Source organism: Ancylobacter sp. 3268 (assembly GCF_031456575.1).
GTDB lineage: Bacteria > Pseudomonadota > Alphaproteobacteria > Rhizobiales > Xanthobacteraceae > Ancylobacter.
Map to the genome: position 1 here is coordinate 75,865 of NZ_JAVDUX010000011.1, position 13,826 is coordinate 89,690.

A 13,826-nucleotide genomic window follows, 5' to 3' on the forward strand; every position below is an offset into this window, starting at 1 on the left:
GGCCTACTCCGGGAACTTCGACACGATGGTGAACATCACCGTGCCGGCAAGAAGCGTGATGAAGGAATAGGTGTAGAGCACCAGAGCGAAGGGCTGGAACAGCATGAGGAAGCCGAGCGCGATGATGGCCACCGCCAGCGCCTCCATCGGCCCGCGCCGCAGGAAGAAGGGGCGGTGTTTCTTGGGGGGAAGGATGTGGTCGGTCATTTGCGCACCGCCCCGAAGGTGATGCCGCGCAAGAGCTGCTTGCGGAGCAGGATGGTGAAGACGAGGATCGGCACCAGGAAGATGGTGGTGCCCGCCGCCACCGCCGGCCAGTCCTGCCCGCCCTCGCCGATGATGGTGGGGATGAAGGGCGGCGCGGTCTGGGCGCTGCCCGAGGTAAGCAGCGAGGCGAAGGCATATTCGTTCCAGGCGAAGATCAGGCAGAAGATGGCGGTGGCGGCGATGCCGGTGGTCGCCTGCGGCAGCACCACCTTGAAGAAGGCCTGGAGGCGCGTATAGCCGTCGATCATCGCGGCTTCCTCATATTCGCGCGGGATCTCGTCGATGAAACCCTTGAGCAGCCAGACGGCGAGCGAGACGTTCACCGCGGTGTAGAGCAGCATCATGCCGATGGCGGTGTCGGACAGGCCGAGCTGCCGGTACATCAGGTAGATCGGGATGGCGACGGCGATCGGCGGCATCATCCGCGTCGACAGGATGAAGAACAGCAGGTCGTCGGCCAGCGGCACCTTGAAGCGCGAGAAGCCATAGGCCGCCAGCGTGCCCAGCGAGACCGCGAGGAAGGTCGAGCCGAAGGCGATGATCAGCGAATTGGCGAAGCGCGGCAGGAAGTTGGACGGGCCGGCGATCACCATGTTGCGCTCGCGGGTCACCGCATCGCACACGCCCGACGGCGGCGGCAGGGCGGCGATGTAGTCCGGCGTCTGCCGCGTGCGGGTGGTGAAGAGGTTGCAGTAGCCTTCCAGCGACGGCGTGAACAGGATCTTCGGCGGGTAGGAGATCGAATCCGGCGGCGACTTGATCGAGGTGAGGAATATCCACACCAGCGGCACCAGGGTGACCAGCGCGTAGAGGATGACGATGGCGCCGGCGACACGCTTGGAGGCCGGGCTCGGCTCGACGACGGAATGGGCGGAACTGGCGGTTGCCGCCGCGGCGGATTTGGCGGAGCTCATCTTTGCTTCACCTTGTTGAGCGCCTTCACATAGATGTTGGCGAGGCCGAACACCGCGACGAACAGCACGATGGCGAAGGCGGAGGACCGCCCGGTCGCCCAGGCCTCGAAGGCGTCGCGCTTGAGCGCGATCGAGGCGACCTCCGTCGTCGAGCCCGGTCCGCCGCCGGTGAGCAGGTTGACCATGTCGAACATCTTGAAGTTCTCGATGCCGCGGAACAGCACCGCCAGCATGATGAAGGGCAGCGCCATCGGCACGGTGATCGACCAGAACTGCCGCCAGGGCGAGGCGCGGTCGACCTCGGCCGCCTCATAGATGTAGTCGGGAATGGAGCGCAGCCCGGCGAGGCAGATCAGCATCACATAGGGCGTCCACATCCAGGTATCGACGATGATGATCGCCCAGGGTGCCAGATGGACGTTGCCGAGCATCTGGATGTCCGAGGTCGGGATGCCCGACACGAAGGAAACGGCATAGGCGAACAGCCCGATCTGCGGCTCGTAGAGGAACCGCCAGAAATTGCCCACCACCGCCGGCGACAGCATCATCGGGATGAGGATCAGCGTGGTCCAGAAGGCGTGGCCGCGGAACTTGCGGTCGATGAGATAGGCGAGCGCGAAGCCAATCAGCGTCTGCAGCACGATGGTCCAGAACACGAAATGCGCCGTGGTCTGCATCGATGCCCAGATGTCGGGATCGTTGAGGATGCGCGAATAGTTGCCCAGCCCGACATTCTGCACCACGGCGTTCGGCCGGTTGGCGCGGAAATTGGTGAAGGACAGGTAGATCGCCCAGAACAGCGGGAAGATGTTGATCGCCAGCAGCAAGACGATGGTCGGCGCGATGAACAACCAGGCGATGGCGCGGTCCGACAGGCCGCGCACCCGTGCGGCGAGCGGCTCCGGTGTCGAGCGCACCGCCGCCGCGGCGGCCTTGTCGGTGAAGGTTTCGTGCGAAGCGGTCACGGTTGCACCCGATGCGGAGTAAACGTTCGGACGACCTCGTAAATACCGAGGTCGAACGTGGCTATGGACAGGGCTTCCTCGAAGTATCGCCGCGGCGAGGGATCTTCCCGCATGGCCTGATAGTCGGCCATGCTCCGCCACTGTGCGTACATCGTCACCTTGGTGCCGTCCGTGCTCCGGTGCAGCGTGGCGGCAACGAAGCCATCCGCCTGGCTGACCGACATTTCGGTCGCCGCCGTCAATATCTCGATCAAGCGCTGCTGATGGTCGGGATCGACGGTGAATACATTGATCAGCGTGATCAAGCGTATCTCCCTGAGGCCGAGATTCGGCTGGTTGCAGTCTCGGAGAAACCGGCTGCGATCATCCCGGCCCCCCAACCTCTGGCGAAAAGGGTTGAGGCGGGGGGTCGTGAAGCGCCACGGCTGCGTCTCTCTTGACCAACCCGCTTCACGAGCCCCTCTCCCCGGCGGGGAGAGGGAAAGAAAGGCCCGCAGGCGTCAGATCTTGCCGTCGTCCTTGAAGATCTCGGTCCAGTCCTTCACCAGGCCGTCCAGCGCCTGCTGCGCCGTGCCCTTGCCGGCGATGACATAGTCATGCACCCGCTTCTGCATCGCCTGGAGCAGTTCGGCATAGCTCGGCTCGGCCCAGAAATCCTTGACGATGGCCATCGATTCCAGGAAGGCCGGCGCATAGGGCTGACTGGCCTTGAAGTCCGGCGCGTCGACCACCGCCTTCAGGCAGGAGAAGCCGCCGAGCTGCCACCATTTGGCCTGCACGTCGGGCTGGGCGAACCATTTGATGTACTGGAGCGCCGCGTCCTTCTTGTCGGAATAGGACACCACCGAGATGCCCTGCCCGCCGAGCTGGGCGAAATGGTACTTCTCCGCCGGATTGGGGAAGAAGCCGATGCGCTTGCCGCCGACCTTCTCGTCCTTGTACAGGCCGGGCCAGGTGAAGGCGAAGTTCATCTGCATCGCCACCTGGCCGGATTTGAAGGCGTCGGCCGATTCCACCATGTAGACGTTGGAAGCGCCCGGCGGGGTGCAGCAATCATAGAGCGACTTGTAGAATTCGAGCCCCTTCACCGCGTCCGGCGAATTGACGTAGCCCTGCATCTCGTAGGGCTTCTTGGGGTTCTCATACATGAAGCCCCAATCATACAGGACGTTGGTGACGCCCATGGTGATGCCTTCCGAGCCGCGCTCGGTATAGATCGAAGCGCCATAGACGGTCTTGCCGTCGATCTGCCGCTTCTGGAAGAACTCGGCGATCTGCTTGAGCTGGTCATAGGTCTTGGGCGCCGCGAGGTCCCAGCCATACTTGGCCTTGAACTCCTTCTGCAGCTCCGGCTTCTCGAACCAATCCTTGCGGTAGGTCCAGCCCACCACGTCGCCCATCGCCGGCAGCGCCCAGTAGTTCGGCGTGTTCTTCGGCCATTCGGAATAGCCGACCACCGTCGCCGGCACGAAGTCATCCATCTTGATGCCTTCCTTGGCGAAGAAGTCGTTCAGCTTCACGTAATGGCCGTTCTCCGCCGAGCCGCCGACCCACTGGCTGTCGCCGATGATCAGGTCGCACAGCTTGCCGTGCGAGTTGAGCTCGTTGAGGAAGCGGTCGGCATAGCTCGTCCACGGGACGAACTCGAACTTCATGTCGATCTTGGTCTTGGCGGTGAAGTCCTTGGACAGCTCGACCAAGGCATTGGCCGGATCCCATGCCGCCCAGCACAGGGTCAGCTGCTCGGCCTGCGCCGCCTGCGGCACGGCGAGCGCTCCACCGAGCGACCCGCAGACCACCGCCGCCCCGAGAAGGGGCCTCCACGTCTTCAGCATGCTCTCCTCCCAGAGAACGAGGCGGGTCTTGTGCCCCCTCGGTTGGCGTTCACGTGCCGGTGGCGTCCGGCCGCGTTTAGCTTTGTGTTTAGTTATGTTCAATTTGCTCAACAACGCAAGGGTAATTCGATGCTGCGTCGCAACCGGCGAATCGGGCATGCTTGCGGGCCGTCGGCAGATCGGGAGCGACAACGGACATGAGCGTGCAATCGGTGCGGGACTTCCTGGCGGCGACGGCACCGGACATCGCCGTCATCGAGCTGGCGGCGCGCACCGCGACGGTCGCCGAGGCCGCCGCCGGGCATGGGGTGGCGCCGGCGCAGATCGCCAAGACGCTGTCGCTGCGCGTGGGCGAGCGGGCCTTCCTGCTGGTGGCCGGCGGCGCGGCGCGGCTCGACAACGCCAAGGCCAAGGCGGCCTTCGGCGGCAAGGTGAGCCTGCTCGGTGCCGAGGCGGCGATGGCGCTGACCGGCCACCCGATCGGCGGCGTCTGTCCGTTCGGCCTCGCGACGCCGCTGCCGGTCTATTGCGACCTGTCGCTGAAAGCTTTCGACGAGGTGGTGCCGGCCGCCGGCTCGCCGCATGCGGCGCTGCGGATCGCGCCCGACCGCATGGCCACGCTCACCGGCGCGGTGTGGGTCGACGTCTGCAAGTAAGCCTCAAGGCAAGGGCCTCGGGGCAAGACCGCGGGCGAAGGCAAGACCGCGGAGGAGGCAAGACCGCGGAGGAGGCATCGCCGCCGCCGGCCGCGCCTAGCGATCCGTCGGGCCGCTCAGCTCGTAGCGGTCCTTGCCGGCTGCCTTGGCGCGGAACAGCGCCATGTCGGCGGCGGTGATGATCACCTCCGGCGAATCGCCCTCCGGCCGCATCGAGGCGACGCCGACGCTCACCGTGACCCGCCCGTCGCCATGCGGGATGTCGAGGTCGCGCACGGTCTGCAACAGCCGCTCGGCGGCCGCCTGCGCCCCGTCGATCCCGGTGTTCAGCAGCACGACGATGAACTCCTCGCCGCCGAAGCGCGCCGCAAGATCCCCGGCCCGGCCGGCACTCAGGCGAATGGCGTTGCCCACCCGCCGCAGCACCTCGTCCCCCGCCAGATGGCCATAGGTGTCGTTGTAGTCCTTGAACTTGTCGACATCGATCATCAGCAGCGACAGCGGCAGGTCGCCGCGCAGCGCGCGCCGCCATTCGGCCAGCATGTACTCGTCGAAATAGCGCCGGTTGCCGAGATTGGTCAGCCCGTCGATGCGGGTGAGGCGCTCCAGCTCCAGATTGGCCTGCATCAGCAGACGCTGGCTTTCGCGCAGCGCCGCATAGGCGGAGTCGCGCTGGAGATGATCGAGATAGGCGCGGGTATGGTAGCGGATGCGGGCGATGAGTTCGATGCGGTCCGGCAGCTTGACGAGATAGTCGTTGGCGCCGGCCTGGAACGCAGCGCTCTTGGTCGCCGCCTCGTCCTTGGCGGACAACACGATGACCGGCACCGACTGGGTCGCCGGATTTTCCCGATACTGACGCACCAGGGCCAGGCCGTCGATGCCCGGCATGACCAGATCCTGCAGGATGACCGTCGGCTTCAGCTCGCCGGCCACCCGGATCGCATCATGGGCATTGGTGCAGTAGTGCAGGTCGATATCCCCCTCGCCCAGCAGCGACCGGCGAACCGCCTCGCAGATCAGCACCTGGTCGTCGACCAGCAGCACCAGCGAGAGATAGGTTTCCGCCAGGGGTGGCACGCTGGCCGGGAAGGTACCCGTGTTGCTCATAGCACTATTGCCCGTCATTGCGATCGCCCGAAGGCCGCTGTCAGCCGTCCGGGGATCAGGTCGAGGGGAAGAATTTCAGCGGCCGCGCCGAGCGCGGCGGCGGCCTTCGGCATTCCGTAAACCGCGCTGCTCTGCTTGTCCTGTGCAATCGTATGGTGACGAGCGTCGCGAAGCATCTTGAGACCGATCGCCCCGTCCCGCCCCATGCCGGTCAGCAGCACCCCGACCGCCTCCCCCCGCCACAGCCGCGCAACGCTCTTGAAGAACACGTCGACCGAAGGCCGGTAGGGATAGGCGCGCGGCTCCGGCGTGTAGGCGAGCGCGCCGGAGGCGGTGAGGATGAGATGGTCGGCCGAAGCGGCGATCAGCAACGTGCCGACCTCCGGCCGGTCGCCCTCCAGCGCCGGGCGCACCTTCAGCGCGGTGTGCTGGCCGAGCCAGGCGGCGAGCCCGGGAACGAACTTCTCGTCCACATGCTGGACCAGCACCAGCGCCGCGGGAAAATCGGCCGGCAGGCCGCCGAGCAGGCTCGCCACCGCCGCCGGGCCGCCGGCCGAGGCACCGATCGCCACCAGCGGCGGCGTCAGGCCGGACGGCGTCGGCGGGGACGAGGCCGGGCGCGACGCGCGGCCGTCGCCGACCAGCTTGCCGATGGTGGCGATCTTTGCCAGCAGCACGTTCGCCTGGATCGACATGTCGTCGGCGCGGCTCACCGAGGGAATGTCGACCGCATCCAGAGCGCCATAGCCCATCGCCTCGTAGACGCCGGGAATGTTGCCGTCGACACTGGCGATGACCAGCAGGATGGCGCAGGGCGTCTGCCTCATGATCTGCCGCGTCGCCTCCACGCCGTCCATTTCCGGCATGACCAGGTCCATCAGCACCAGATCGGGCAGGTCGCGCCGGCAGGCCTCGACCGCCGCGCGCCCGTTGGTCGCGATCCAGGCCACCTCATGTTCCGGCGCCGAGACCACCGCCCGCCTTAGCACCTCCGCCGCCAGTGGCAGGTCGTTGACGATGCCGATCCTCATTTGGCGTCCCATATCCTGTTGCGCCGCTCCGCCTCACTCGACCGCCGCGCCGATCAGATCCTCGACCGCGTGGATCAGGGTTTCGTCGTGGAAACTGCCCTTGGTGAGATAATAATCCGCGCCGGCATCGAGACCACGGCGGCGGTCCTCCTCGCGGTCCTTGTAGGAGACGATCATCACCGGCAGCCGGTTGAGCCGCGGATCGTGCTTGATCAGCGTGACCAGCTCGATGCCGTCCATGCGCGGCATGTCGACATCGGTGACCACGAGGTCGAACGCGCCCGAGCGCACCGCGTTCCAGCCATCCATGCCGTCGACGGCGATCTCGACGGCATAGCCGTGCTGGTCGAGCAGCTTGCGCTCCAGCTCGCGCACGGTGAGCGAATCGTCGACCACCAGCACCCGCTTGCGCCGGCTCTGCACCGTGCTGGCCAGGCTCTGCCGCAAGCTGCGGAACGCCCCGGCCATGGCGAGCTTGTCGGCCGATTGCAGTAGATCGTCCATGTCGACGATCAGCACCGGCGAGCCGTCCTCCATCAGCGCCGCCGCGCTGATGTCCTTGATCTTGCCCAGCCGCGGATCGAGCAGCCGTACCACCAGCTCGCGCTCGCCGAGGAAGCGGTCGACGATCAGCCCATAGGCGCCCTCGCCCTCGCCGATGACCACCACGGCGAGCTCGGCCGCATCCGACGCCGCCGCGCCGCGCTCCAGCAGCTCATGGGCGGTGATCAGCCCGACCGGCCGGGCACCGAAGCGGAAATGCGGGCGGCCCTCCAGCGTCTCGATGGCCTCCCGCGCCAGCTTGAGCGTGCGGGTGATGCCCGCCAGCGGCAGCGCATAGGGCTCGCCATCGACCTCGATCAGCAGGGTGCGGATCACCGAGAGGGTGAGCGGCAATTCCAGCAGGAAGCGCGTGCCCTCGCCGGCGCGCGTGGCGACGCTGACGCGGCCGCGAACCTCCTTCACCGTGGTCTGCACCGCATCGAGGCCGACGCCGCGACCGGAAACGTCGCTCACCGTCGGCTTCATCGAGAAGCCGGGCAGAAACAGGAATTCCAGCAGCTCCGCCTCGCTGAGCCGGGCGGCGGCCTCCGCGGCGATCAGGTGGCGCTCCACCACCGCGCGGCGCAGGCCATCGAGATCGATGCCGCGCCCGTCATCGGCGATGATGATCTGCAGCAGGCCCGCCGTATGCCGGGCCTCGAGGCGGATGAGGCCCTCGGCCTGCTTGCCGGCGGCGCGGCGTTCCTCCGGCGTCTCCAGCCCATGGTCGATGGCGTTGCGCAGCAGATGGCCGAGCGGCGCGTCGAGCTGGTCGAGAATGTCGCGATCGATGCCGGTGGCGCCGCCGAGAATCGCCAGCCGCGCCTGCTTGCCGAGCGCCCGGCTGAGGTCGCGCACGGTGCGGGAATAGCTGCGCACGCCGTCCTCGAACGGGCGCATGCGGCTCTCCAGCGTCTCGGCATAGAGGCGATTGGCGAGATCGGTGCCGCGCCGATCGATGGAATCGAGCTCGGCCAGCCGGGCGGCGAGATAGTCCCGGCTCTCGCCGAGCGTGGCGCGGGCGAGCGCGAGCGCCTGGGCGGCTGGCCCCTCCTCCGCGTCCGGCGGCAACGCGGCGCGCACGCTGTCGAGCGCGCGGGCGAGTTCGACCTGCTGGCGCCTCAGGCGCTGCAGGCTGTCGGCGAACGGCCGCAGGCGCCGGGCCTCGATCAGCGATTCCCCGGCAAGGCCGAGCAGCCGCGTCATGCTCTGGGACGTGATGCGGATCATGCGATCGGCACCCGCCGGCGGAGCGTCGGGCGTCGGTGCGAGCACGGCCGCGGCCGGCGCGGCGTCGGCGACGAGGGCAGCGAGGGCGGGCTCCGGCTCCGTCGGGGCGGGCCCGTCGACGGCCTCGCCTTCCCCGGTCGTCGACGCGGCTTCCAGCGTGTGCAGGAAAGCGGCGATCCGCGGCCCGGCGGCGGCGCCGGCGGCCTCGTCCGTGGCGACCAGCGCCAGCAGGTCGACCCCCTTGAGCAAGGCGTCGATATGCCCCTGCCGCAGCCGCAAACGCCCGTTCTGCGCGGCGACGAGGCATTCCTCCATGGCGTGGGCGACCTGCACCGCCGGCATCAGCTCGACGATGCGTGCCGCGCCCTTGAGCGAATGCGCCGCCCGCATCGCCGCCTCCAACTCGGCGGCGGCAACCGGGTCGCGCTCCAGCGCCAGCAGGCTGTTGGTGAGCGCCTGCGACTGCATGTCGAGCTCGGCCCGGAACAGGTCGAGCATGGAGAAGCTGCCATAATCCGGGGTGCTCATGCGATGCCCCGCTCGATGGCGTCGAGCACCAAGGCGCCGTCGAGACGGCCGAGCAGGCGCCCCTGCCAGCCGACCATCGAGGTCGCGAAGCTGGATGCCGACTTGCCGATCGTCGCCGGCAGCTCGACGAGGTCGCGCGCCGCATATTGCACCAGGCCGTGCACCTCGTCGACACGGAAGGCCACGCGTCGGCCCTCGCGGCCGATCACCACCAGGCGGGCAAAGGCGGCGATGCCGCTTTCGCGCGGGCCGCCCTGCGCCTCGCCGATGCCGATCAGCGAGGCGAGCGACACCTCGACCAGCAATTCACCGCGCATATTGACCACGCCGAGCACCAGCGCGTCGCGCCGGTGCGGCAGCGTGTGGCGCGGGCGGGGCTCGGTGACTTCCTCCACCAGCCCGGCGGGGAGCGCCAGCCACTCATCGGCAAGCCGGAACACCAGGATGCGGCGGGACTCGGCGCCCTCGCTGGCGGAGTTCTCCTCCCGATCGGCTTCGGCGACCGCCGCGAAATAGCGCGCCCATTCCTCCCGATATCCCGGCGGCAGGGGACGGTCGAGCAGACGGCTGGCCGCCTCGTGCCGCGAGGCATCACGACGCGGCGTTTCCTTGAGCGCCGCCGCCGCACGGGCGGGTCGGCCGGACGGCCGGTCGTCGGCACCGCCGCTCATTGCCGGTCACTCCTCTTCTCCAGCCGGCCGAGACGGTCGCTGAACGCCTTCGCCCCGGCGAGATCGCCACGCTGGCGCAGCAGCAGCGCCAGATGCGCCAGCGCTTCGCGATGGTCCGGCGCCAGATAGAGCACCTTGCGATAGGCCTCGACCGCCTCGTCCGCCGCGCCGTCGGCATCGCAGGCGAGGCCGAGCAGGTACAAGGCGGCCGCCGACGGGCCGAAGGCCTCGATGTGTCGGCGCGCCGCCTGGCGCGCCTCGCCAAGCCGTCCCTCATTCGCGGCACGCTCGACGATGCCGAGGCTCTCGCCTGCCGCGTCGCGCGACGGCGCGGGTGCCACGGCGGGCGACGGGGATTGCGGGGGAGCCGGCGCCACCGCGGCCCGCGGCGGCGGCATGCGGGTGCGCAGCGATGCCGCCGGCGCCGGCCGTGCCGGCGGCTTCCGCCCGGCCGGCGCGGGGGGAGACGCAGCCGGCTTGGGTTGCCGCTCGGCGGCGTCCCGCTTGGCGAAGGCGAACGCCATCGGGATGCGCAGCGAGGAAAAACCGCATTGCAACGGCAGGCCGGCCTCGCCGGAACCGACCAGCAGCACGCCATGCGGCGCCAGCATCCGAGACAGCCGGTCGAGCGCCCGCTCCTGGGTATCGCGGTCGAAATAGATCAGCAGGTTGCGGCAGAACACGACGTCGTAGGGCTCGGCATCGATTCCCAGGGCATCGAGCAGATTGCCGTGCCGGAACCGCACCTGGCGGCGGATTTCCGCATGCGGCCGGTAGCCGCCCTCCACGGCATTGAAATGCCGGGCGCGGAATTCGAGGTCGGTGCCGCGAAACGAATTGCGGCCATAGACCGCCTGCGCGGCGGCGGCGAGATTGCGGGTGGAGATGTCGATGGCGTCGATGGCGAAATCCGATGCGCCGAGGCCGGCATCGAACAGCGCCATCGCCATGGAATAGGGCTCCTCGCCGGTCGAGCACGGCAGGCTGATCAGCCGGAGCGCCCGCCCCTCCGCCACCTTGCCCGTGGCACGCATCGCCAGCGCCTGCCGCGTCATGGCGACGAAGGCCTTGGGATCGCGAAAGAACCAGGTCTCCGGCACGATGACCGCGTTGATCAGCTCCTGCTGCTCCTGCGGCGTCGCGGTCAGCCGCCGCCAGTAGAGCGACGGATCGGTGATGGCGCAGGCGGCCATGCGCTGCTTCAAAGCATAGTTGAGCCCGGAGACGCCGACCGTGCCGGCGTCGAGGCCGATGCGCTCGTGCAGCAATTGCTCGACTTCGTCGAGGATCATGCCTCCGCTCCGGCGGGGCGGAACAGGACGGCGCGGATGTCATCGGTCAACAGCGCCGGCGCGCGCACCCACTGGACGAAGCCGTCGGCATCGGCAGCGACCGGGCCCAGCCAGGCCGGCGTGCCGGCCTCGACGCCGGTGGCGGCGAAGTCGCCGGGATCGCGCTGGATGGTGTCGATCACCCGTTCGGCACACAGGCCGAGCCGATGCGCGCCCTCCCCCGGCGCCGGGTAGCGCACCAGGATGATGCGGGTGCTCATCACCGACGCCGCCGGCCGGCCGGTGGCCAGCGCGACGAGATCGATCAGCGGCACCGGCTCGCCGCGATAATTGATCACCCCCGCCACACCGGGCGGAGCACCGGGCAGCGCCTTGGCCTGCATCAACGGCAGCACCTGCTCGATCTGCTCGACGTCGAGAACGTAGCGATCCCTGCCGATGCGGAACATCAGGAACAGCATCGTGCCTGCCTCGCCGTCATGCCCGGAGCTTGAACCGCGAGATCGAGTTGCGCAATCCCGAGGACACCTGATTGAGCTCGTCGATGGCCAGCGTCGACTGGTGCAGCGATTCCACCGTCTGCTGCGCCGCCTCGCTGAGCTGCGACAGGGCCTCGCTGATCTGCTCGGCGCCGGTCGCCTGCGCCTGCATGCCCTCATTGACGTCCTCGAAGCGCGGCACCAGGCCCTGAACCTGGGCGATGATCTGCGACAGCTGGCCGCCGACCTCCTGCACCTCGGTCATGCCGCGACGCACTTCCTCGGAAAACTTGTCCATGCCCATCACCCCGGCAGCGACCGCCGACTGGATGTCCTTGACCATCTGCTCGATGTCGTAGGTGGAGGTGGCGGTCTGGTCGGCGAGGCGGCGGATCTCGGTGGCGACCACCGCGAAGCCGCGCCCGTATTGTCCCGCCTTCTCCGCCTCGATGGCGGCGTTGAGCGACAATAGGTTGGTCTGGTCGGCCACCTTGGTGATGGTGGTGACCATCTGGTTGATGTTGCCGGCCTTCTCGGACAGCACCGCCAGCTTGGCGTTGATGGCGCCGGCCGCTTCCATCACATGGCGCATGGTCGCCTCCATGCGGGCGAGGCCGGCCTGGCCGCCGCCGGCGAGCGTGGCGGTCTGCTCGGCGACGCTCGACACCTCGCCCATGGTGCGCACCAGCTCGTTGGAGGTGGCGGAGATCTCCTTGGCGGTGGCGCCGATCTCGGTGGTGGTGGCGGCGATCTCGCCGGCGGTGGCCTGCTGCTCCTTGGAGGTCGCCGCGATCTCGGTGATGGAGGTGTTGACCTGGATGCTCGACTTCTGCACCTGCCCGATCAGGGCGGTGAGCTCGTCGGCCATGGCGTTGAAGCCGTCCGAAAGCGTGGCGAATTCGTCGCGGCGCTCGAGCGCGAGCCGTTCGGAGAAATCGCCGGCGCGCATCACGCCCACCATCGCCAGCAATTTGCCGAGCGGCCCGGCAATGGCGCGGAACAGCAGGTAGCCGCACGCCACCGACAGGGCGAGCGCGATGACGAAGCCGATGGCGAGCCCCAGCTCGGCATTGCGCACCACGCTGACGATGGTGGCCGTCGATTCATTGGCTTCCTGCTGGTTGAAGGCGACGATTTCCTCCAGCGTCTGCTGGATGCGGGTGAGCAGCGGCGCCAGATCGCGGGCGATGGTGGCGCGCAGTTCGCCGTCGGACTGGCCGAGCGCGGCGTCGTGCACCGGCTCGAAACGCGACACCGCCTCGCGGAACGCCGCGAAATTGCGCCGGTCCTGGTCACTGTCCAGCGTGGCCTCATAGGCCGCCATCAGCGTGTTCGCGGTCTCGCGGTTCGACTTGATGCGCTCCAGCACCTGGCTGCGGCCGGCCGGGCTGTCCTCCAGCGCCAGCGCCCGCAACAGACTTTGCGACCGCATCCAGGCGGTCATCAGCCGGAGGCTGGAGGAAAGCGCCGGAACGGTGCTGGTCTCAACCTTGAGCGCCTCGTTCTCCGCCGACAGGAACCAGTGGTAGCAGGACCCGGCCATCGCCGAGAGCACCAGCAGAATGGCGAGGAAGCTCGCGAGAATCCGCTGGCGGATGGTCAGGTTCTTCATCGTCCGGATCCCCCACGTCCCGCAGGCGTCGCCAAGCGCGACCACCGGGCACGGGCATCCTAGCGACGATTGGTTTCCACAGGGTTGAAGCCGCCCGGCACGCCGCCGCCCGCTCAGGGCAGCGGCTTCTTTTCCAGCTTGCGGGCCAGCGTTCGCCGGTGCAGGCCGAGCCGCCGGGCGGTCTCGGAGATGTTGAAATCGGTATCGACCAGCGTCTCGTGAATGGTCTCCCATTCGAGGGTCTTCAGCGAGGTCGGCCGCGCCGCCACCGCGATGGAGCTGTCGCCGTCGGCGCGGGCGAAGGCGGCCTCGATGTCGTCGGTATTGGCCGGCTTGGCGAGATAGTGGCAGGCGCCGAGCTTGATCGCCTCCACCGCGGTGGCGATGCTGGCGAAGCCGGTGAGCACGACGATCTTCATCGCCGCATCGCGGGCGTGCAGCATCTTCACGCATTCGAGGCCGGAGCCGCCGGCGAGCTTCAGATCCACCACCGCATAGCCGGGCGAGGCGCCGTCGAGCGCCGCCTCGACGCCATCGACGCTCTGGCTGGTGCGCACCTCGTAGCCGCGGCGCTCGAAGGAGCGGGCGAGCGCCCGGGCGAAGGCGGCATCGTCCTCGACGACGAGCAGGAGCTTGCCGGGATCGGGCGCATCGGCATCGAGACGATCCGCCTGCGGGAGGGTGTCGTTCATG

The 13,826-nt window shown here is 68.2% G+C and carries 14 protein-coding genes; 1 reads left to right on the plus strand and 13 read right to left on the minus strand.

The window, feature by feature from the left end; translation table 11 throughout:
• Positions 1-3 precede the first annotated feature (3 nt).
• From J2X65_RS16325 to J2X65_RS16345, 5 genes are all read right to left on the minus strand, one after another.
• Positions 4-207 (minus strand): hypothetical protein, encoded by a 204-nt coding sequence (locus J2X65_RS16325; RefSeq protein WP_310202899.1) that lies wholly within the window; start codon positions 205-207, stop codon positions 4-6.
• A complete protein-coding gene (locus J2X65_RS16330) occupies positions 204-1,181 on the minus strand; it encodes a carbohydrate ABC transporter permease (protein ID WP_310202901.1) in 978 nt (325 codons plus the stop codon). The genes J2X65_RS16325 and J2X65_RS16330 overlap by 4 nt, the downstream gene beginning before the upstream one ends.
• The gene (locus tag J2X65_RS16335) at positions 1,178-2,146 is read right to left on the minus strand and encodes a sugar ABC transporter permease (protein ID WP_310202903.1); all 969 of its coding nucleotides are present in this window, start codon (positions 2,144-2,146) and stop codon (positions 1,178-1,180) included. The genes J2X65_RS16330 and J2X65_RS16335 overlap by 4 nt, the downstream gene beginning before the upstream one ends.
• On the minus strand, positions 2,143-2,451 hold the full coding sequence (locus tag J2X65_RS16340) for an antibiotic biosynthesis monooxygenase family protein (RefSeq protein ID WP_310202904.1): 309 nt from the start codon (positions 2,449-2,451) through the stop codon (positions 2,143-2,145). The genes J2X65_RS16335 and J2X65_RS16340 overlap by 4 nt, the downstream gene beginning before the upstream one ends.
• Before the next feature lie 195 nt (positions 2,452-2,646).
• Positions 2,647-3,981, minus strand: coding sequence for an ABC transporter substrate-binding protein (locus tag J2X65_RS16345; RefSeq protein WP_310202906.1), 1,335 nt, complete (start codon positions 3,979-3,981; stop codon positions 2,647-2,649).
• Between the two features lie 197 nt (positions 3,982-4,178).
• Here J2X65_RS16345 and J2X65_RS16350 point away from each other — a divergent pair, with 197 nt between their 5' ends.
• Positions 4,179-4,637 carry a YbaK/EbsC family protein gene (locus J2X65_RS16350; RefSeq protein ID WP_310202909.1) on the plus strand — a complete coding sequence of 153 codons (459 nt, stop codon included), beginning with the start codon at positions 4,179-4,181 and terminating at the stop codon, positions 4,635-4,637.
• Positions 4,638-4,733: 96 nt separating this feature from the next.
• Here the strand turns inward: J2X65_RS16350 and J2X65_RS16355 are convergent, their stop codons facing one another.
• From J2X65_RS16355 to J2X65_RS16390, 8 genes are all read right to left on the minus strand, one after another.
• Entirely contained in the window at positions 4,734-5,747 is a 1,014-nt protein-coding gene (locus tag J2X65_RS16355) for a diguanylate cyclase (protein ID WP_310202911.1), read from the minus strand.
• Positions 5,748-5,761: 14 nt separating this feature from the next.
• Positions 5,762-6,778, minus strand: a complete 1,017-nt coding sequence (locus J2X65_RS16360; RefSeq protein WP_310202913.1) for a chemotaxis response regulator protein-glutamate methylesterase — start codon at positions 6,776-6,778, stop codon at positions 5,762-5,764.
• A 33-nt stretch (positions 6,779-6,811) separates the two neighbouring features.
• On the minus strand, positions 6,812-9,079 hold the full coding sequence (locus J2X65_RS16365; RefSeq protein WP_310202915.1) for a hybrid sensor histidine kinase/response regulator: 2,268 nt from the start codon (positions 9,077-9,079) through the stop codon (positions 6,812-6,814).
• Positions 9,076-9,750 carry a chemotaxis protein CheW gene (locus J2X65_RS16370; RefSeq protein WP_310202917.1) on the minus strand — a complete coding sequence of 225 codons (675 nt, stop codon included), beginning with the start codon at positions 9,748-9,750 and terminating at the stop codon, positions 9,076-9,078. The genes J2X65_RS16365 and J2X65_RS16370 overlap by 4 nt, the downstream gene beginning before the upstream one ends.
• Positions 9,747-11,042, minus strand: a complete 1,296-nt coding sequence (locus J2X65_RS16375) for a protein-glutamate O-methyltransferase CheR (RefSeq protein ID WP_310202919.1) — start codon at positions 11,040-11,042, stop codon at positions 9,747-9,749. Before J2X65_RS16375 ends, J2X65_RS16370 begins: the two co-directional genes overlap by 4 nt.
• On the minus strand, positions 11,039-11,503 hold the full coding sequence (locus tag J2X65_RS16380; RefSeq protein WP_310202921.1) for a chemotaxis protein CheW: 465 nt from the start codon (positions 11,501-11,503) through the stop codon (positions 11,039-11,041). Before J2X65_RS16380 ends, J2X65_RS16375 begins: the two co-directional genes overlap by 4 nt.
• 16 nt (positions 11,504-11,519) lie before the next feature.
• Positions 11,520-13,133: a methyl-accepting chemotaxis protein gene (locus tag J2X65_RS16385; RefSeq protein WP_310202922.1), complete on the minus strand. Its 1,614-nt coding sequence runs from the start codon at positions 13,131-13,133 to the stop codon at positions 11,520-11,522.
• Positions 13,134-13,246: 113 nt separating this feature from the next.
• Entirely contained in the window at positions 13,247-13,825 is a 579-nt protein-coding gene (locus J2X65_RS16390) for a response regulator transcription factor (RefSeq protein ID WP_310202923.1), read from the minus strand.
• Between the last annotated feature and the right edge of the window lies 1 nt (position 13,826).